Origin of the sequence: Microbacterium sp. MYb72 (assembly GCF_002979415.1) — a bacterium.
Lineage (GTDB): Bacteria > Actinomycetota > Actinomycetes > Actinomycetales > Microbacteriaceae > Microbacterium > Microbacterium natoriense.
This window is the reverse complement of the sequence record NZ_PCOT01000019.1, coordinates 1-17,828: the sequence shown is the minus strand read 5'-3', so window position 1 is coordinate 17,828 and position 17,828 is coordinate 1. Positions and strand designations below refer to the sequence as shown.

14 protein-coding genes and 1 pseudogene are annotated in these 17,828 nt (G+C 69.8%); 6 read left to right on the top strand and 9 right to left on the bottom strand.

From position 1 onward, the window contains the following. Positions 1-228 precede the first annotated feature (228 nt). The 3 genes from thrC to CQ047_RS11690 form a co-directional block, all read right to left on the bottom strand. Positions 229-1,632: a threonine synthase gene (gene thrC, locus CQ047_RS11700; RefSeq protein WP_105675423.1), complete on the bottom strand. Its 1,404-nt coding sequence runs from the start codon at positions 1,630-1,632 to the stop codon at positions 229-231. 79 nt (positions 1,633-1,711) lie between these two features. Then, positions 1,712-2,206 (bottom strand): methylated-DNA--[protein]-cysteine S-methyltransferase, encoded by a 495-nt coding sequence (locus tag CQ047_RS11695; RefSeq protein WP_105675421.1) that lies wholly within the window; start codon positions 2,204-2,206, stop codon positions 1,712-1,714. A gap of 9 nt (positions 2,207-2,215) precedes the next feature. Further along, the gene (locus CQ047_RS11690; protein ID WP_105675419.1) at positions 2,216-2,704 is read right to left on the bottom strand and encodes a GNAT family N-acetyltransferase; all 489 of its coding nucleotides are present in this window, start codon (positions 2,702-2,704) and stop codon (positions 2,216-2,218) included. A 105-nt stretch (positions 2,705-2,809) separates the two neighbouring features. On the opposite strand from CQ047_RS11690, the gene CQ047_RS11685 reads away from it, so the two are divergent. The 3 genes from CQ047_RS11685 to CQ047_RS11675 all read left to right on the top strand — a co-directional run bounded on the left by CQ047_RS11685 (position 2,810) and on the right by CQ047_RS11675 (position 5,648). Continuing rightward, positions 2,810-3,142, top strand: a complete 333-nt coding sequence (locus tag CQ047_RS11685) for an ArsR/SmtB family transcription factor (RefSeq protein ID WP_374954061.1) — start codon at positions 2,810-2,812, stop codon at positions 3,140-3,142. Further along, entirely contained in the window at positions 3,142-3,795 is a 654-nt protein-coding gene (locus tag CQ047_RS11680) for a cation transporter (protein ID WP_105675533.1), read from the top strand. The genes CQ047_RS11685 and CQ047_RS11680 overlap by 1 nt, the downstream gene beginning before the upstream one ends. Positions 3,796-4,055: 260 nt before the next feature. Continuing rightward, on the top strand, positions 4,056-5,648 hold the full coding sequence (locus CQ047_RS11675; RefSeq protein ID WP_105675414.1) for a sigma-70 family RNA polymerase sigma factor: 1,593 nt from the start codon (positions 4,056-4,058) through the stop codon (positions 5,646-5,648). On the opposite strand, the gene CQ047_RS11670 is transcribed toward CQ047_RS11675, so the two are convergent. The 4 genes from CQ047_RS11670 to CQ047_RS11655 all read right to left on the bottom strand — a co-directional run bounded on the left by CQ047_RS11670 (position 5,645) and on the right by CQ047_RS11655 (position 10,329). Beyond that, complete coding sequence (locus tag CQ047_RS11670; RefSeq protein ID WP_181155921.1) at positions 5,645-6,136, bottom strand: nuclear transport factor 2 family protein; 492 nt, start codon at positions 6,134-6,136, stop codon at positions 5,645-5,647. The two genes, CQ047_RS11675 and CQ047_RS11670, sit on opposite strands and share 4 nt — an antisense overlap. A 39-nt stretch (positions 6,137-6,175) precedes the next feature. Further along, on the bottom strand, positions 6,176-6,520 hold the full coding sequence (locus CQ047_RS11665) for a CHY zinc finger protein (RefSeq protein WP_223587076.1): 345 nt from the start codon (positions 6,518-6,520) through the stop codon (positions 6,176-6,178). A gap of 241 nt (positions 6,521-6,761) precedes the next feature. Continuing rightward, positions 6,762-8,771 (bottom strand): putative Ig domain-containing protein, encoded by a 2,010-nt coding sequence (locus tag CQ047_RS11660; protein WP_181155920.1) that lies wholly within the window; start codon positions 8,769-8,771, stop codon positions 6,762-6,764. 193 nt (positions 8,772-8,964) lie between these two features. Further along, positions 8,965-10,329, bottom strand: coding sequence for an RNA polymerase sigma factor (locus CQ047_RS11655; RefSeq protein WP_105675407.1), 1,365 nt, complete (start codon positions 10,327-10,329; stop codon positions 8,965-8,967). Positions 10,330-10,680: 351 nt separating this feature from the next. Between CQ047_RS11655 and CQ047_RS11650 the strand changes: the two genes are divergently transcribed. Beyond that, positions 10,681-11,184 carry a hypothetical protein gene (locus CQ047_RS11650; RefSeq protein WP_219844616.1) on the top strand — a complete coding sequence of 168 codons (504 nt, stop codon included), beginning with the start codon at positions 10,681-10,683 and terminating at the stop codon, positions 11,182-11,184. A 47-nt stretch (positions 11,185-11,231) separates the two neighbouring features. Here the strand turns inward: CQ047_RS11650 and CQ047_RS11645 are convergent, their stop codons facing one another. After that, entirely contained in the window at positions 11,232-12,116 is an 885-nt protein-coding gene (locus CQ047_RS11645) for an aldo/keto reductase (RefSeq protein WP_105675531.1), read from the bottom strand. A 186-nt stretch (positions 12,117-12,302) separates the two neighbouring features. On the opposite strand from CQ047_RS11645, the gene CQ047_RS11640 reads away from it, so the two are divergent. Together CQ047_RS11640 and CQ047_RS11635 are read left to right on the top strand one after the other, a co-directional pair. Continuing rightward, positions 12,303-12,821, top strand: coding sequence for a hypothetical protein (locus tag CQ047_RS11640; protein WP_105675403.1), 519 nt, complete (start codon positions 12,303-12,305; stop codon positions 12,819-12,821). Between the two features lie 24 nt (positions 12,822-12,845). After that, positions 12,846-13,949 (top strand): acyl-CoA desaturase, encoded by a 1,104-nt coding sequence (locus CQ047_RS11635; protein ID WP_105675401.1) that lies wholly within the window; start codon positions 12,846-12,848, stop codon positions 13,947-13,949. A 117-nt stretch (positions 13,950-14,066) separates the two neighbouring features. Here CQ047_RS11635 and CQ047_RS11630 read toward each other — a convergent pair. Then, a pseudogene (locus CQ047_RS11630) lies at positions 14,067-17,828 on the bottom strand (DUF11 domain-containing protein); the annotation flags it as partial.

Genomic DNA, 17,828 nt, shown 5'->3' with positions numbered 1-17,828 from the left:
AGAATGCCTCATCGATGTGCAGTGCGCACATCCTGGCTCTTACTCTCCGACTCCGACTCCGGCTCCGGCTCCGGGTCGGCGACTGCGCGTGAAGTCGCCGAACGCACGGGATATCGACGCACGGATGCCGTGCACTCGACGACTGCACGTGAACTCGACGCAGGCACGAAGCAGGCACAGGCATCATGCGAACGCTCGCGGGGGCCTGTCGGGCTCGGCGCGGACGGATCAGCGCAGTGCGTGCTCCTCGATGAAGGCGCGCAGCACGGCGGCGGCGTCGGCCATCTCGGTGACGTGCTGCGGGGCGTCGAGCATCGCGCGCAGATCGGACGAATAGTCCAGCTCGACCCCGATCGCCTCGTGGATCGTCTCGGCGAACTTCTCGGGCTTCGCCGTCTCCAGCACGAGCATCGGGACCCCGGACTCGACGTGCTGACGGGCGACGAAGACGCCGTCGGCCGTGTGCGGATCGATGATGTCCTCCGCCGCCTCGTAGACGGCGCGGATCGTGTCGACCCGGTCGGCATGGGTCGAGGTGCCGCTGACGATGCCGAACTCCTCGGTGAAGCGCGCGAGGTCGGCGGTGAAATCGAAGTAGCCCTGCTGATCGAGGTCGCGCCACGCGGCCACCACGCGGGCGGGGTCGCGATCGACCAGCTCGAAGATGAAGCGCTCGAGGTTCGAGGCCTTCGAGATGTCCATCGACGGGCTCGACGTGGCGAGCGTCTGCTCGGCGTTGCGCGGACGGTAGACGCCCGTGCGGAAGAACTCGTCGAGGACGTTGTTCTCGTTGGCGGCGAGCACGAGCCGGCGGATCGGCAGCCCCATCTGCTTGGCGTAGAAGCCGGAGAGGATGTTGCCGAAGTTGCCCGAGGGCACGGTGAACGACAGCTCGGTCCAGCCGCCGGCATCCGTCGCCCGCAACCAGGCCCAGAAGTAGTAGACGACCTGCGCGGTGATGCGCGCGAGGTTGATGGAGTTCACGGCGCCGAGGTGCTGGGTGCGCTTGAAGTCGAGGTCTCCCGCGAGCTCCTTGACGAGGTTCTGGCAGTCGTCGAAGACCCCGTCGATCGCGATGTTGTGCACGTTCGCGTCGTCGAGGGAGAACATCTGCGCGCGCTGGAACGTGCTCATGCGCCCCTGCGGGGAGAGCATGAAGACCGAGATGCGATCCTTGCCGCGGAGGGCGTGCTCAGCGGCGGAGCCGGTGTCGCCCGACGTGGCGCCGAGGATGTTGAGGACGGAGCCCTTGCGCTCCAGCGCGTACTCCACGACCTGGCCGAGGAACTGCATCGCCATGTCCTTGAAGGCCAGCGTCGGCCCCTCGGAGAGCCCGACGAGCGTGAGGCCGCCGTCGATCTCGCGCAGCGGGACGACGGATCCGGGGAACGGCGCGTACGCCGCCTCGGTCATGCGCGCGAGGTCCTCGCGCGGGATGTCGGTGGCGAAGAGCCCCAGCACCTCGGTCGCGAGCTGCGGGTAGGTGAGGGCCCGCCACCGCTCCAGCGTCTCCCCGTCGACGGTCGGCATGACCTCGGGCACAGCCAGACCTCCGTCTGTCGCCAGCCCTTCGAGCAGGGTCTCGCAGTACGGCAGCGGCTGCATGCCGCCTCGGGTCGAGATGTACTGCACGGTGGCTCCTCAGATCGGAATCGGCGCGGGACTCCCATTCTCGCAGGTGGCGGAGAGCCCATGACACAGGGGCGGATGCTCAGAACAGCGACGTCGGCAGCGCGCCCTCGTGCTCCAGGAGCCAGCGCTTCGTCTGCAGGCCCTGCCCCGGGTCACCGCCGGAGTAGCCGCCGAGGCCGTCTCCCGCGACGACGCGATGACACGGCACGATCAGCGGAACCGGGTTCGCGCCCATGATCGCGCCGATCCCCCGAGCCGGAATGCTCGTGCCGCTGCGTGCGGCGAGTTCGCCGTAGGTCACGGTCTCCCCCGACCCGACGGTCTCGTAGAGGGCCATCAGCACTGCGCGAGTGGCGTCGGTCTGCACGCCGAGGTCGATCGGCAGGTCGAAGTCGGCGCGCTCACCGGCGAAGTACGACTCCAACTGCGCGAGGGCCTCGTCGAGGAGGGCGTCGGGGCCGGCATCCGCTCCGACCGGTGCGACCGACCGCCAGGTCACCCGGGTGATCGCCGCGCCGGAGCTCTCGACGCCGATCACGCCGACCGGGGTCTGCAGCGTTCCGAAAGAGGGCATGCTGCGACTCTACGCCGGGTCGTGGACACCGAGATCGCGTGCGAAGCAGAGGGACAGAGCGCTGTCGACGTAGTGCCCAAAGAGCGGGATCGGCGCGTATCCCTCGCGCTCGTAGAACCGCACGGCATCGGGTTGGGCGGTGCCCGTCTCGAGGACCAGCCGTCGGATGCCGAGCGCCAGCGCCTCGCGCTCCAGGGCCCGCAGAAGCGCCGCCGCCGCGCCCGTGCCCCGGGCAGACGGCGCGGCGTACATGCGCTTGATCTCCGCAATACCCGGGCCGAGGACGCCGTCATCCAGCGGCCGTAGGCCGCCGCACACGATCGCGAGCCCCGCCGCATCCCTCGCGACGAGGAAGACCGGCCCATCGTGCGCCGTCGGGACCACACCGGGTTCGTGGTCGTCGCTGCCGTAGCGCTCGTCCAGCTCCGCGCGTTGCGCGGCGCGCAGGCGGACGGCATCCGGATGCTCCCACTCGACCCTCTCGATCGACACCGTCATCGCCGCTCCTCCACTCATACGCCGTCACGCTACCCTCCGCGGATTTCCGTTCTGTTGCGTGAATTCAGCATGATCTGAATTCAGACTTTCATGTACATTGAAGATGTGACAACCACCGCCTCCCTCACCCACACCGCAGCCGTGTCCCGCCTGGGGCATGCGCTGTCCGACCCCACCAGGGCCGGCATCCTGCTCGCCCTCCGGGAGGCGCCGGCGTATCCGTCCGACCTCGCCGAGACGCTCGACGTCACACGGCAGGTGATGTCCAACCATCTCGCCTGCCTCCGCGGCTGCGGCCTGGTCGAGAGCGTCCCCGACGGACGCCGCAGCCGCTACCGCCTCGCCGACGAGCATCTCGCCCCGGCCCTCGGCGACCTGATGCGGGTGGCGCTCATCGTCGAACCCGGCTGCTGCGACGGCGAAAGGTGCACCTGCTGATGTCGGTCTCACTCGCGCCGGAGCGGCGCGCGACCCTGGAGAGGCGCATCCGGATCATCGTCGCCGTGACCATCGGCTACAACCTGATCGAGGCCGTCATCGCGATCGCGGCCGGCTCAGCCGTCTCATCGACGGCCCTGATCGGCTTCGGTCTGGACTCGACGATCGAGGTGCTGTCCGCGGCGGCGGTCGCCTGGCAGTTCACCCGTCGCGACCCCGAGCGCTGGGAGAAGCCCACTCTGCGGGTCATCGCGATCGCGTTCTTCGCCCTGGCGGCCTACGTCACGGTGTCATCGGCTCTCACGCTCCTCGGCGGCACCCGCCCGGAGCACAGCACGGTCGGGATCATCCTCACCGCCGCGAGCGTCGTGGTGATGCCGTTCCTCTCTCTCGCTGAGCGGAGGGCCGGTCGGGAGATCGGTTCGGCCACCGCCGTCGCGGACTCGATGCAGACCCTGATCTGCACGTACCTCTCGGCGGCCGTGCTCCTCGGACTCGTTCTGAACAGCCTGTTCGGATGGTGGTGGGCGGATGCCGTCGCCGGCCTCGTGATCGCCGTCTTCGCGGTGCGCGAAGGGCTCGAGGCGTGGAAGGGAGACGCCTGCGCGACATCGGTGGGCATGCTCCTCGAGGACGATCACGCGGAGCACTGAACCACGCACTCGGAGAAACTTTGCCGAACTCGCGTCATCATCCGCCTCTCGCACCGTCTTGCTCATGTGACGAAGAACGGATCTTGGGGATAACCTTCGTATCTGCGTCTGGGCCGCATCTCCCCTCACTTCGCGGCCCGGCGAGCGGGGCCGCCTCCCATGGCCCCGCTCGCCCCTTCTCCTCCTCCGGCCCGTTCACCGGCGTGAGGTAGTCTCGCTTCACGACCGGCGCCCGAAGCCGATCGGCAAGACGAGGTTCCATGGACGACCCCAGCGACACGACAGACGCGGAGACAGACGGTCAGCTTCTGCTCCGCAGCCGTGACGGCGATCGCCACGCCTTCTCCGAGCTCTGGCGCCGACACGCACCCGTGGCCGTCGCGTACGCGCGGAGTCTCGGCTCGTCGCCGCCCGACCCCGAAGACGTGGTGTCCGACGCGTTCGTCAGCATCCTCCGCCAGCTCAGGGCCGGCAAGGGTCCGCAGCGCAGCTTCCGCCCCTATCTGCTCACGACGGTCAAGAACACCTGGATGAGCCACGCACGCCGCACGCCGCTGATGAGCTCCCTGGACGACACCGAGCATCCGCCGTCCGTCCTCGGCGCGATCGACGTCGAGGCGATGGTGAACTCGACCGCTCTGGCGGAGGCGTTCGACTCGCTCCCCGAACGCTGGCAGCACGCGCTGTGGCTGAGCGAGGTGGAACAGCTGCCCCCTCGTCAGATCGCCGAACTCCTCGGCATCCGCCCCAACTCGGCGGCCGCGCTCACCTACCGCGCCCGCGATGCCCTTCGCAAGGCCTGGATCCGGGCCCATCTTCGAGCGGCGCCCGACGGCACCGACCACGCGCGCGTGATCGAGCTGCTCGGAGCGTACGCGCACGACGATCTCTCTCCGCGCTCCGAGCGCTTCGTCACCGCGCACCTCGACGGATGCGCGACCTGCCGCTCGGCCGCGGGCGAGGCCAGGAAGCTGGCCAGAGCGATGACCATCGGCCCACTCCTCGCCGGTGGCGCAGGTCTCGTGCTCGCCCCCGCGCTCTTCCCCACCGAGCAGGCCGCAGCCGCGGTCGTGGGTACGACGGGACTGTCCGGCTGGGTGGGAGCATCCGCCGGCGCGCAGCCGGTGCTCCACGCAGCCGGCCACTCGGCGGCCCTGCTGTGGCCCGTCGCCGCCGCGACCGCGGTGGCGCTGTCCGTCGGGGGCAGCCTGTTCGTGCGCCCAGATGCGGCGCCGGACGCGACCGGTGTGCTCACACCCACGGTGCCGGCCTCCGTGCCCACGGCATCCGCTCCGAGCCCCTCGGCATCGCCTGCCGTCGCCGAGCCCGCCGAGCCGACTCCGGCCGCCCCGTCGGCGATGCCCGACCCGACTCCCCCACCCGCCGTGCCGCCGGCCGCACCGCTGCTCGATCCCGTCGAGACGACGGCGCCATCCGCCGCCGAGAAGCCCGTGGAGATCGTCACGAAACCCGGCAGCGGCAACGCCTTCGGCAACGATCACAGGGATGAGGCGACGCCCGCGCGCAACGATGCCGACGAGGACGACGAGCGCGTCGACGCCCTCACGACCGGGCCGCGGGGCTCATCCTGGTGGTCGTCGACCGTCGTCGTCCGGGTGACGACCGACGCGAAGAAAGACACGGCCAGCATCGCGGTGTGGGGCGCCGGTGACGCCGACCTCGCCATCGTCGTGGACGCGCAGACGATCGGGATCGCCCCAGACGCCCTCGGCTGGTCCAACGCGTTCGTGGTGACGCTGCCCGAGGGCGAGCACACCGTATCGGTGCACTACGTCGACGCAGAGGGTCGGATCGGCGAGGCCGCCGCCCAATCCGTGTTCTCGGTCTACTAGCCGGAGCGCCCCGGCGCCGCCATCGGCATGAACGTCCGGTCTCCCGACGAGGCCACGCCGTCGAGCAGCGCGCCAGCGGCGGTCAGCACCCGTGCCGTTCCCGCATGCCCCTGCGCACGGGCGATCACCGGCCCGAGCGCGCGCGTGAAGGCGGTCACCGCGGGAAGCGGTCGCATGTACAGCGTCAGCTCTCGGATCAGTCCGGAGTCGTCGAGGCGAAGCCGCTGGCACTCGTTGAGCGTGCGCCCACGGACCGTGGTCGTCGCGAACAGCACGACCTCATCGTCGCCGCGCACCTCGCCGTCGAAGCGGATGCCGTCGAGAACCTCGAACGCCGAGACGAGGAGCTCGCGGATCTGCTCACGCCCGCGGAAGGCGAAGCCGTCCGTGAGCGGAGAGATCAGCACGGCGTCGTCGGCGAGGACCTCCGCGGCGAGCGCAGCATCCGCCGTCTCGCCCGCGCTCTTCCACTGCTCGATCACGTCCACGATGTCGCCCCCTGCCGGCTGCCCTGCGGTGCCCAGAGTCTACGGGGCCACCTCGAAGTACAGGTGCGCATGAAGGGAGCACCCGGGGTTGAACCCCGCCGCGCAACGCGGACATGAGGAGGACTCCAGATACTCGGCGATGGTGAGCACGGAGCCGCAGACGCCGCACAGCACCGCCTCGGCACCGCGTTCGTCGAGCGGCCACACCGCCGAGGGATGCCCGGCAGCCTCTTCGTGGCAGAAGTGGCACGGATAGAACTCGCCGCAGCACGCGAACCGGATCGCGACGACGTCGAGCTCGGACCGGTAGTGGACGCATCGTGTCTGCCCGTCGACCACCGCTCCCCGCACGGGCGGGGCTCCGGGCGTCGACGTCGGATCCATGCTCCCCATTGTGCGCCCGCGACCCTCCGGAGAGGAACGCCGCTGGGAGAAGAGAAGAGGGGCGGCGCTCGGGGAGAGCGCCGCCCCTCGGGGAGGTGTTGAAGGGGGCACGTGGGGAGTGCCGCCCTTCAGGGGAGGTGCTGTGCACCGCGTGACGGGGAGGTCACGGTCAGCCCGGGGAGACGGGCTATGAGTACCAACGGATGTCCGGAGGGAATCTGTCGGTCCCCGCGCAGATTTCTCAGGATGCGCGTCGGCGACGCGACCCGATCAGGTACACCCCGCCCGCGAGCGTGAGGATGCTGCCCACCGCCGCCGCGACGATCGCGAAGGACGCGGTGCCTCCGGTGATCGCCAGCGAGGCGCTTCCGCCGTGCGAGCCGCCACCGGCCCCGCTGCCTCCGCCCGTGCCTCCGGACCCGCCACCAGACGGATCGGTCGGCGTCGGGCTGGGCGTCGGCTGCACCGTCCGGTCGACGATCACGATCGTGTACTCCTGGGTGTCGGTGCCGTACTCGTTCGTCGCGGTCACGGTGAACGTGTAGGTGCCGGCCGCCGTCGGGGTTCCGCTGAGCGCCCCGGTCGCTCCGTCGAACACGATTCCCGGCGGCAGAGACCCCGCGGATACGGCGAAGGTGATCGGACCGGGGCCCGTCGCCTCGACCATGGCCGTGTAGCCGGTGCCGACGGTTCCGCCGGGCAGCGTCGGAGTGACGATCACGGGCGGCTCGAGGTAGGTGAAGCCGCCGGGATAGACGGTCGAGGTCTGGTACGGCGTCGGCGTCGTGCCGGCGATCAGCCCCGTGGTCACGGCGACGTCGACCGGCCCGTGCACGTGCGGCGGGGTCACGACGCTGATCGGGCAGCCCGATGCGTCGAGGTCGGTTCCGGGGATGCCGTCGAAGGTGACCTCGGTGACTCCGAAGCTCAGCGCCAGTCCCGGCCGCATGCGTCCCTCGGAGGCGTAGCTGCCCAGCTGCGCCGGACCCGAAATCCCGCCCCAGCTGGGCCGCATTCCGCCCCAGCTGTAGAGCCGCCCGTCCGAGCCCAGCCCGAACGACGCCTGGAGGCCGACCTCGATGTCCGTGATCGTGACTCCGGCGGGGATGTCGCTCGTGTCGACCTTCATCGGGGCGGCCGCGTTGGTCATCGTGTTGTTGCCGAGCTGCCCGTCGGGATTGGACCCCCAGCTGTACATGCTGCCGTCGTCGGCGAGGACGAGAGTGTGGAATTCGCTGGCGACGATCTTCGTGATGCCGATTCCTGCGGGCATCTCGCCCTGCGCGACCGCTACGGGCACGCCCGACGCAGGCGCGGCGGGGTCGCCGATACCGAGCGAACCGTTGCCGTTGTTGCCCCACGAATAGATCTTGCCGTCGGTGCCGAGCGCGTAGCCGACGTACGACCCTGCCGCGACCTGGGTGAACGTGACCCCCGCGGGGACGGCGCCCTGCGCGAGCTTCACCGGCGAGAGCCGGTCAGGACCGCCGACGTTTCCGTCGCCGTTGCCGCCCATGAAGCTGCCGCCCCACGAGTAGATCCAGCCGTCGCTGCCGAGAGCGTAGGCGTTGCCGTTGCCGTTCGCGATCTGCGTGATGGTGACACCCGCGGGGATCTGCCCCTGCGCGAGAGCCACCGGCTCAGGACGCCAGTTGTTCGTCCCCTCGCCGTTCGAGGGCTCGCCCCAGCTGTAGACCCAGCCGTTGTCGGCGAGCACGGAGGCGCGTCCGGATCCGATCGCGAGCGACACCGGGGTGACACCGGCGGGGATCTGCCCCTGGTGCACCTTGACGGGCGTCGCCGACTCCGACGGGTTGAAGGCGCCGATGCCGAGTTGACCCGACGAGTTCATGCCCCAGGCGTAGATGCTCCCGTCAGCGGCGAGCACATACCCGGCGTACTGGTCGTAGTCGGCATCCACGATGTCAGCGCCCGCGGGGATCTCGCCCTGCGAGATCTGCGCAGGACCCGAACCGCCTCCGTTGCCGTTGGCGCCGTACTGCCATGCGCCCCAGGTCAGGACCCTGTCGTCCTTCGTGACGATCATCGCGTTCATGCCGCCGGCGGCGAACATGTCGATCGGCGACACCTCGACGCAGTCGATGAGGACGGTCGTCCCTCCGGCGACGGGCCCGGAATCAGGAGTCGGCGCCGCCCATCCGATGCCCGATGCGGTGATCGCGAGGACCGCTCCCACCGTCGCTCCCGTACCCAGCAGGCGCCGAAACGGCGCACGATTTCGTTCAGACATGAATGCTCCCCAGCGTTCTTCCGGCGGCATCCCCGCAATGCGCCCGAGGAGAGAGATGCTCGCTCCGGCGATCCATTACGCGAATACCGCGGATCGGTATGTCGGAGCGCGTTCGCCCTCCGACAGAGCGCGCCCGTCTGACGGAGCGCACCCTCTCCTGGGTTAACGAGGCAGCGGCGAGAATCTGACGGCGTCAGCCGACGAAGGCCCGCACCGTCTGCGGGGTCGAGCGCAGTTCCCCCTGCGCGCGACCCGTCACGTCACGATCGTCCATCCGACCCGACAGCGAGAGCGAGTACCGACCCTCGTCATCAGGGCGGGAGTCGGAGAGGACGAACCGCCCGTCACCGCCGCCGTCGGCCTGGCACACGGCCCCGGCCGGGCCCGTGGTGCAGTCCCACCCCTCCGGAACCTCCACGACGGCCATCCCGGCGGGCAGGATCAGAACCAGTCGGACGTCCTCCGCTGCCTCCAGATCCAGCGCGACGTCGATCTCCGCGCGCCCCTCCCCGACCGCGTGCGATGTCACGCTGAAGCTCCCCCTCGGATCAGCCCCGGCCGGAAGGAACTGCTGCACTCCGGCGAGCACGAGAAGCCCCACTCCGGTGACGATCGACAGGATGGCGAGGGCACGGGAGGTCGACGCGGGCACCCGAGACCACCATCGGGCCACCGCTCCCGACACGGTGCTCGGCATGCGGGGCGTTCGGCGCGCACTCGGCGCATCGGGCGCTCTCTCAGCGTCGGGACCGCGCCCCTCGTCGGCCTGGGCAGGGCTCGGAGCATCCAGCACGCTCCCCACGACGAAGAGCGGGATCACGCCGAAGAGCGTCGTCAACGCACCGAACCGCGCCCATGCGGCGCGACACCGGGCGCAGGTGCGGATGTGCGACATGCCACGTGAGTCCGGCGCATCGTCGACGAGTTCGGTCACCGTCTCGGGGAGCCGTCGGGCTGCCCGTCTGCACTCCTCAGGGGCGCCGTCCTCCAGGATCTCCCGCAGCGTCGCCCTGCGCAGCCCGACCTTCGCCCGCCGCACGAGCGAGTAGATCGCCGACGCCGGCCTGCCCAGCTCGGCTTCGAGCTCCGCCGGCTTGCGGCCGTCGATGACGACCCCGACGAGCACCTGCTGCTGGTCGGGCGGAAGGGAACGAAGCGCAGACGTGACGTAGCGGTACTCGCGGTGCAGGTCGGCATCCCTCGTCGAGTCGACATGGGGCGTCATCTCGGCATCCGCGTCGATGACTCCGCGCACACGGGATCGCGGCGAGCGGTACTCGTCGATCACCCGATTGCGCATCGAGCGGGCGACGTACGTGTTCGGGTTCGTCGTCGGGCCCGTGCCCTGAGCCCACACGCCCAGCAGCGCGGTGATCGCCTCGGACGCCAGATCCTCGTGGTCGATGACGCCGTTCGCGATCCATCGGGCCATGTACAGCAGGTGCGGCAGATTGTCGGCGAGGTACTCTCCCGCGGCACCGCGGTCTCCCTCGTTCGCCGCGCGGGCGCGTGCGTCGTCGAGGGCACGCCGATCAGCGGGCGCTGGTCCGTCCGTCATTTCCTCTCCCCTGCTGCACCCCCGTTTCGCGCGCCGTCGGGCACGGCACGCGACGGGACGATGACACGCCGTCCCGATAACGCCGACACTACGATGCGGATGCGCTGATCACCGCATCCTGGTCGGATTGTGTCCGCGCCCTCGGAACGAGTCGGCGCGGCCGCTGAGACCCCCTCGCTGCGCGACCGCCCCGACTCGTCGACGCCCCCCACTGAACACAACGAGAACGAACCGCGAATCTGACGGTGTGCGGGAAGAGAACCCGGCTCATGAGATGATCGCGGAATCGCGCGGAGCGGTTCGCCGCCGCCCGCGCTCAGGGCAACACGCGTACGGATCGGGAGACGCAGGGTGGAAGAGATCGACGAGACCGAACGCGCCGCTCGTGCCGCCCATCTGAAGGAGCGGATCTACCTCACCTTCGCCGCACTCGCCGTCGTCCTCGCGCTGTCGAGTCATGGCCACGTCACCGCCGGCGAGGCCGCCACCACCCTGATCGTCACCGTTCTCGGCACGCTGCTCGCCGTGTTCACCGCGGATGCCGTCTCCCACATCGTCGTGCACGGCAGGTTCTTCACCCGCCAGGAGCTCGGCCACGCCCTCGGCTCCAGCTTCGGAGCGCTCAGCTCGGTCGCCCTGCCGTTCGTCTTCCTCGGCCTCGCCGGGCTCGGCGTCTGGAGCGCAGAGGCTGCGCTGCGCGCGGGCACGATCGCCCTCGTCGCGTCGCTCGTCGTGATCGGCTGGATAGCCGTGCGCCGCATCCCGCTCACCTGGTATCAGCGGCTGGTCGCGCTGGGCGCGGAGGCAGCACTGGGCCTGGCCGTGATCGGGCTGCAGGTCCTCGCGCACGGGTAGGCCGCTCGGAGAGACGGGGCTCCCTGAGCGGCGCCCGCGTCACGGGGTCAGGCTTCGTCGATCACGACGTCGAAGAACGCATCGCGGGGCTGATCGGGGTCGGGGCCGCCGCGCACGCCCGTGTCGAGCGCGTCGATGCGGGCGAGCTCCTCCCCCGTCAGCGCGAAGTCGAAGACGTCGAGGTTCTCGGCGATCCGGGCGGGGTTGACCGACTTCGGGATGACCGAACGCCCCTGCTCGATGCCCCAGCGGAGCATGATCTGCGCCGGGCTCTTGTCGTGCGCGGCGGCGATCTCGCCGATCGTGGGGTCCTCGATCACGCTGCGCTTGCCGTCTCCCCACCCCGGGTAGAACGTGATGCCGCCGATGGGCGACCACGCCTGGGTGAGGATGCCGTGGGCCGCGTTCGCAGCCTGGACCTCGGGCTGGGTGAAGTAGGGGTGCACCTCGACCTGGTTGACGGCAGGAACCACGTCCGTCTCTGCGAGCAGGCGGTCGAGGTGGTTCGGCATGAAGTTGCTGACGCCGATCGCGCGGACCCTCCCCTCCGCGAGCAGAGTCTCCAACGCCCGGTACGCCGCGACGGTGGCCTCGAATCGCGTCGGCGCCGGCTGGTGCAGCAGGAGCAGATCCAGCGTCTCCACCTGCAGCTTGCCGACGGCCTTCTCGAACGCGTGCAGCGTCTGCTCGTAGCCGTAGTCGCTGACCCACACCTTCGTCTCGAGGAACACCTCATCCCGAGGGATACCGGAGCGGCGCAGCCCTTCCCCGACCTGCCGCTCGTTGCGGTACGCGGCCGCCGTGTCGATGTGGCGGTATCCCGCGCGCAGGGCGGTGTCGACGGCCGCCGCCGTCTCCTCCGGCGGGCTCTGGAACACGCCGAGCCCGAGCGCGGGGAGCACGACACCGTTGTTGAGTGTGAGGTCGATCATGATCGCGAGTCCTTCCGGTCGGTTCGCATCGCGCGGCACTCCGCGTCGACTCGACGCTCATTCCATCACCGCTCACGTGCGCACGGGAGTCACCGGGAAACCCGGTACTGCCGGTACCCCTCTCCGCGAGCCGATCCACGCCCGGTTGCTGTGAGCGCACACAGCAACCGGGCGTAACGTCGGTACATGAACGCACAATTGAAGATCGCGGGGCACAGCCCCGACCTGCTGGGTCTGGAATCCGTCCTCGTCGGCTCGCTCCCCGCGACGCTGATGACGAATGACGCTCCCGACCACTACACCGTGGAAGCGGTGTTCACGCGCAAGACCGATCGCGACGAGGTCGCCGCGATCCAGGGCAGCGAGACGCGCGCCCACCTGTCCGCGAACGGATTCCCGACCGTCGAGCTGCATGTCGCCGATCGTCGTCTGGAGATCGCGAACACCAACCTGGAAGAGCTCCGCGACGGCCTCGCTGCCGTGATCGCCGAGCGACTGGCCGAGATCAGCGCCGCCCTCCAGGCGGAGCATGAGATCGCGGCCCACCGTTTCCAGGACGCCTCCGATCGCGAGCAGGAGCGCGCGGCATCCGTCGCCGCCCTGGCCGAGTCGGTGGCATTCACCCGTCGCACTGCGGAGGTCGCCCTCGACGACGACGCGCGCATCGACGACTGGGTCGAAGAGGGCGGTGCCGTCCGCGCATAGGGCGGCGCCCGAGAAGAGGTCATCATGGACGGCATCCGTCCGATCGTCCGCACGCGCCCGCGCGACAGCGCCCCGCGTGCGACGAGCACCTTCACCGAACTGGCGCAGCAGATCCGCGGACTCGGTCTGCTGCGCCGCCGATACGGCTACTACTGGACGAAGCTCGTGGCCGCTCCTCTCGCCGTGGCGGTCACGCTCATCGCCTTCGTCTGGATCGGCGACACCTGGTGGCAGCTGTTCACCGCCGCCGTCCTGGCGATCGTGTTCACGCAGATCGCGTTCCTCGGACACGACGCCGCGCATCGGCAGATCTTCGTGTCCGGCCGCTGGAACGACTGGGTCAGCATCGTCCTCGGAGACCTGCTGGTGGGGATGAGCTACGGCTGGTGGCAGCACAAGCACACCCGCCACCACGCCAATCCGAACAAGCTCGGCTCCGATCCCGACATCGAGCTCCCCGTCATCGCGGTCACGGCGGAGACGGCGGCACGGCACCACAGCCCGCCCGTGGCGTGGATGCGGGCGCACCAGGGGCTGCTGTTCTTCCCGATCCTCCTCTTCGAGGGGCTGTCGCTGCACGCGTCGAGCGTCCGGCGGGTGTTCACGAAAGGGCGCCTCGAGAGGAGATGGGCGGAGATCGCCTTCCTCAGCATCCGGATGATCGGCTACCTGGTGCTGGTCTTCATCGTGCTCTCCCCGGGGATCGCCTTCGTCTTCCTCGCCGTGCAGCTGGGGCTCTTCGGGTTCTACATGGGCATCGCGTTCGCCCCGAACCACAAGGGGATGCCGGTGGTGCCCCGCGACATGACCCTGGACTTCCTCCGGCGTCAGGTGCTGATGAGCAGGAACGTCAAGGGCAGCCGCTTCCTGGACCTCGCCATGGGCGGGCTCAACTATCAGGTCGAGCACCACCTCTTCCCGTCGATGCCTCGGCCGCATCTGCGCAGGGCCGCACCGGTCGTCGCCGCGTACTGCGATGCGCACGACGTGCGGTACACACGCGTCGGGCTGCTCGCGTCGTACGCGATCGTGGTCCGCTACATCAACCGCGTGGGGCTGGGCGAGCGCGACGTGTTCACCTGTCCGCTCGTGGAGCAGCGGAGCGCCGTGGGCTTGGCGAGGGGATGATCAGAGCGCACCCTGATCTCCGGAGTCCGTGCGGGGCCGACCTCCACTCCTCGGCCCCGCACGGAGCGGGAGCCAGGAGACGCCGGCACGGGGAGTGTGCTGCGGCGTCTCCTGGTGTCATGCGGTGCGCGACCGACGCGAACGGGTGCGAGCGACGAGTCCGGCGCCCGCCAGCATCAGCAGCACCGAGAACGTGAGCGCGCCGACGGCGAGCTCACCGCCCGTGGGCGGCAGCGCGACCGCGAGCACTCCGGTCTTCGCTGTGGAGGGGTCGGAGACGATCTTCGGTCCACTCGGAGGCGTTCCGGTCGCCGTCGCCGTGTTCTCCAGGGAGCCCTTCTTCTCGTCGGCCTTCTGCACGACGTACGTCGCCGTGCAGACGACCTTCTCACCGGGCGCCAGGCTGCGTCCACCGTCGGCGCACACGGGCGTCGACAGCGCGCCGGTGCCGGTGAAGGCTCCCTCGGCGATGGCGACGTCGGCGACCGTCACGTTGCCGGTGTTGGTCACCGTGAACGTGTAGGTGACGGTGTCGCCTTCCCGTGCGACCTGCTTGTCGGCGACCTTCACGAGCGACAGCGCGGGGTTCTGGGACCCCTCGATGACGACACGGGACGGGTCCGTCACGACAGGCTCGCCAGTGGGCGGGGTGCCGGATGCCGTCGCGCTGTTCTCGAGCGCACCGGCATCCACATCGGCCTGCTGCACCGTGTAGGTCGCCGTGCAGACGAGCTGCTGACCGGGGATGAGGGTGCGTGCGTCAGGGCAGTCGAGAGCCGAGAGCTCACCGGCGCCGCTGAAGTCGCCCTCGGCGACGGCCACCGCAGACATCGTCACGTTGCCGGTGTTGGTCACGGTGAACGTGTAGGTCACGGTCTCGCCGACGACGAGGTCGGTCTTGTCCGCGGTCTTCACGATCGCGAGCGCCGGAGCAGGGGTCGCATCGCTCGTCGTGGTCGACGGGTCCGACTCGATCGGGTCGCCGCCAGGAGGCGTGCCCGTCGCGGTGGCGGTGTTCGCCACGCGCCCCGCGTCCACATCGGCCTGCTGCACGACGTACGTCGCCGTGCAGATCAGCTGCGCACCGGGTGCGAGCGTGCGGTCGGCCGGGCACTCGACCGCGGAGATGTCTCCGGCGCCCGTGAACTCGCCCTCCGCGATCTCCACGTCGCTCAGGGTGACGTTGCCGGCGTTGGTGACGACGAACGAATACGTGATCGTCTCTCCGAGCACGAGCTGCGCCTTGTCGGAGGACTTCACGATCGTGATCGCCGGAGACTGCGTCGCCGCGATGTTCACCGCGGACGGCGCCGAGACCACCGGGCCACCGGTCGGGGGGTTGCCCGTGGCGGTCGCGGAGTTGTCCACCGCTCCCGCATCGACGTCCGCCTGCTGCACCACGTACGTGGCCGTGCATTCCAGCTCCCCACCGGGGGCGAGGGTCCGATCCGTCGGGCAGTCCAGCGCCGACAGCGCACCCGCACCGGTGAACGTCCCCTCGACGACGGAGGCGTCGGTCAGGGTCACGTTGCCGGTGTTCGTCACGAGGAACGTGTACGTCACCGTCTCCCCCGCGACCAGCTGCGTCTTGTCCGCCGACTTCACGATCGTGATCGCCGGGGACTGCGTCGCCGCGATGCTCACCTCAGAGGGCTCCGAGACCACCGGGTCGCCGGTGGGCGGGGTGCCCGTGGCGGTCGCGGAGTTGTCCACCGCACCGGCATCGACATCCGCCTGCTGCACCACGTACGTCGCCGTGCACTCCAGCTCCCCACCGGGAGCCAGGGTCCGGTTCGCCGGGCAGTCCAGTGCCGACAGCGCACCCGCACCGGTGAACGTCCCCTCGACGACGGAGGCGTCGGTCAGGGTCACGTTGCCCGTGTTCGTCACGAGGAACGTGTACGTCACGGTCTCGCCGAGCACGAGCTGCGTCTTGTCGGCCGACTTCACGATCGTGATCGCCGGGGACTGCGTCGCCGCGATGTTCACCTCAGAGGGCTCCGAGACCACCGGGTCGCCGGTGGGCGGGTTGCCCGTCGCGGTCGCGGAGTTGTCCACCGCGCCGGCATCGACATCGGCCTGCTGCACCACGTAGGTCGCCGTGCACTCCAGCTCCCCACCGGGAGCCAGCGTCCGATCCGTCGGGCAGTCCAGCGCCGACAGCGCACCCGCGCCCGTGAACTCGCCCTCCACCACGGAGGCGTCGGTCAGAGTGACGTTGCCCGTGTTCGTCACGAGGAACGTATACGTCACGGTCTCGCCTGCGACCAGCTGCGTCTTGTCCGCCGACTTCACGATCGTGATCGCCGGGGACTGCGTCGCGGTGATGCTCACCTCAGACGGACCCGACACGACAGGATCACCCGTCGGAGGAGTGCCCGTCGACGTCGCGGAGTTCGTGATGCGTCCGGCATCCACGTCCGCCTGCTGCACCACGTAGGTGGCCGTGCAGTCCATGAACTCGTTCGGCGAGAGCGTCCGATCCACCGGGCAGTCGACGGCCGAGAGCGCCCCTGCGCCGGAGAACGTCCCCTCCACGACCGAGGCGTTCGTCAGCGTCACGTTGCCCGTGTTCGTCACACGGAACGAGTACGTCACCGTCTCGCCGGCCACCAGCGTGCGCTTGTCGGCGGTCTTGACGATCGACACCGACGGGTCCGGGACCGACGGCGTACGCGTCGTCGACGGGTCGGAGGTCACCGGGGTACCGGAGGGCGGGGTGCCCGTCGCGGTCGCGGTGTTCTCCATGGAACCCGCATCGACATCCGCCTGCTGCACCACGTAGGTCGCCGTGCACACCATCTGCGCGCCGGGAGTCAGCGTCCGGTCGGCCGGGCAGTCCACGGCCGAGATCGTGCCGGCGCCCGTGAAGGAGACATCCTGCACGGCGGCATCCGTCAGCGTGACGTTGCCGGTGTTCGTGACGACGAACGAGAACGTGACGGTCTCGCCCACGACGAGCACGGCGGTGTCGGAGGACTTCTTGATCGAGATCGCCGGAGTCTGCGTTCCGGTGATGTTCGCCGCGGAGGGCGCCGAGGTCACCGGGTCGCCGGTGGGCGGGGCGCCCGTCGCGGTCGCGGAGTTGTCGACCGAGCCGGCATCCACATCCGCCTGCTGCACCACGTACGTGGCCGTGCAGTCCATGAACTCATCCGGCGAGAGCGTCCGGTCGGCCGGGCACGTCACGGCGGAGAGCGAGCCCGCCCCCGTGAAGGTCCCCTCCACCACGGAGGCGTCCGTCAGGGTCACGTTGCCCGTGTTCGTCACACGGAACGAGTAGGTCACCGTGTCGCCCGCGACGAGGTTCGTCCGGTTCGCGGTCTTCGCGATCGTGATCGCGGGAGCCTGCGCACCCGTGACCTTCGCCTCGGACGGAGCGGAGACCACCGGGGTCCGCGACGGCGGGGTGCCCGTGGCGGTGGCCGTGTTGTCGATCGCACCGGCATCCACATCCGCCTGCTGCACCACGTACGTCGCCGTGCACTCCAGCTCCCCACCGGGGGCGAGCGTCCGATCGGCGGGGCACGAGACGGCCGACAGGGCGCCGGCGCCGGAGAACGACCCCTCCACCACAGCGGTATCGGTCAACGTCACGTTGCCCGTGTTCGTGATCGCGAAGGTGTACGTGATCGTCTGACCGACGACGAGGTTCGTCCGGTCCGCGGTCTTCACCAGAGCCACCGAGGGCGTCTGCGCCGCGGTGAGGTGCGCCGCCGAGGGGTCGGACGTCACGGGGCCGCCCGAGGGCGGGGTGCCGGTCGACGTGGCCGTGTTGTCGAGCACGCCGGCATCCACGTCAGCCTGCTGCACCACGTACGTGGCCGTGCAGTCCATGAACTCGTTCGGGGAGAGCGTCCGATCCACCGGGCAGTCGAC

Coding starts and splice junctions, on each gene's coding strand:
- CQ047_RS11695 (WP_105675421.1), bottom strand. CDS start 2,206: ATGCCCTCTTTCGGAACGCTGCAGACCCCGGTCGGCGTGATCGGCGTC.
- CQ047_RS11690 (WP_105675419.1), bottom strand. CDS start 2,704: ATGACGGTGTCGATCGAGAGGGTCGAGTGGGAGCATCCGGATGCCGTC.
- CQ047_RS11680 (WP_105675533.1), top strand. CDS start 3,142: ATGTCGGTCTCACTCGCGCCGGAGCGGCGCGCGACCCTGGAGAGGCGC.
- CQ047_RS11675 (WP_105675414.1), top strand. CDS start 4,056: ATGGACGACCCCAGCGACACGACAGACGCGGAGACAGACGGTCAGCTT.
- CQ047_RS11665 (WP_223587076.1), bottom strand. CDS start 6,520: ATGGATCCGACGTCGACGCCCGGAGCCCCGCCCGTGCGGGGAGCGGTG.
- CQ047_RS11660 (WP_181155920.1), bottom strand. CDS start 8,771: ATGTCTGAACGAAATCGTGCGCCGTTTCGGCGCCTGCTGGGTACGGGA.
- CQ047_RS11655 (WP_105675407.1), bottom strand. CDS start 10,329: ATGACGGACGGACCAGCGCCCGCTGATCGGCGTGCCCTCGACGACGCA.
- CQ047_RS11645 (WP_105675531.1), bottom strand. CDS start 12,116: ATGATCGACCTCACACTCAACAACGGTGTCGTGCTCCCCGCGCTCGGG.
- CQ047_RS11640 (WP_105675403.1), top strand. CDS start 12,303: ATGAACGCACAATTGAAGATCGCGGGGCACAGCCCCGACCTGCTGGGT.
- CQ047_RS11635 (WP_105675401.1), top strand. CDS start 12,846: ATGGACGGCATCCGTCCGATCGTCCGCACGCGCCCGCGCGACAGCGCC.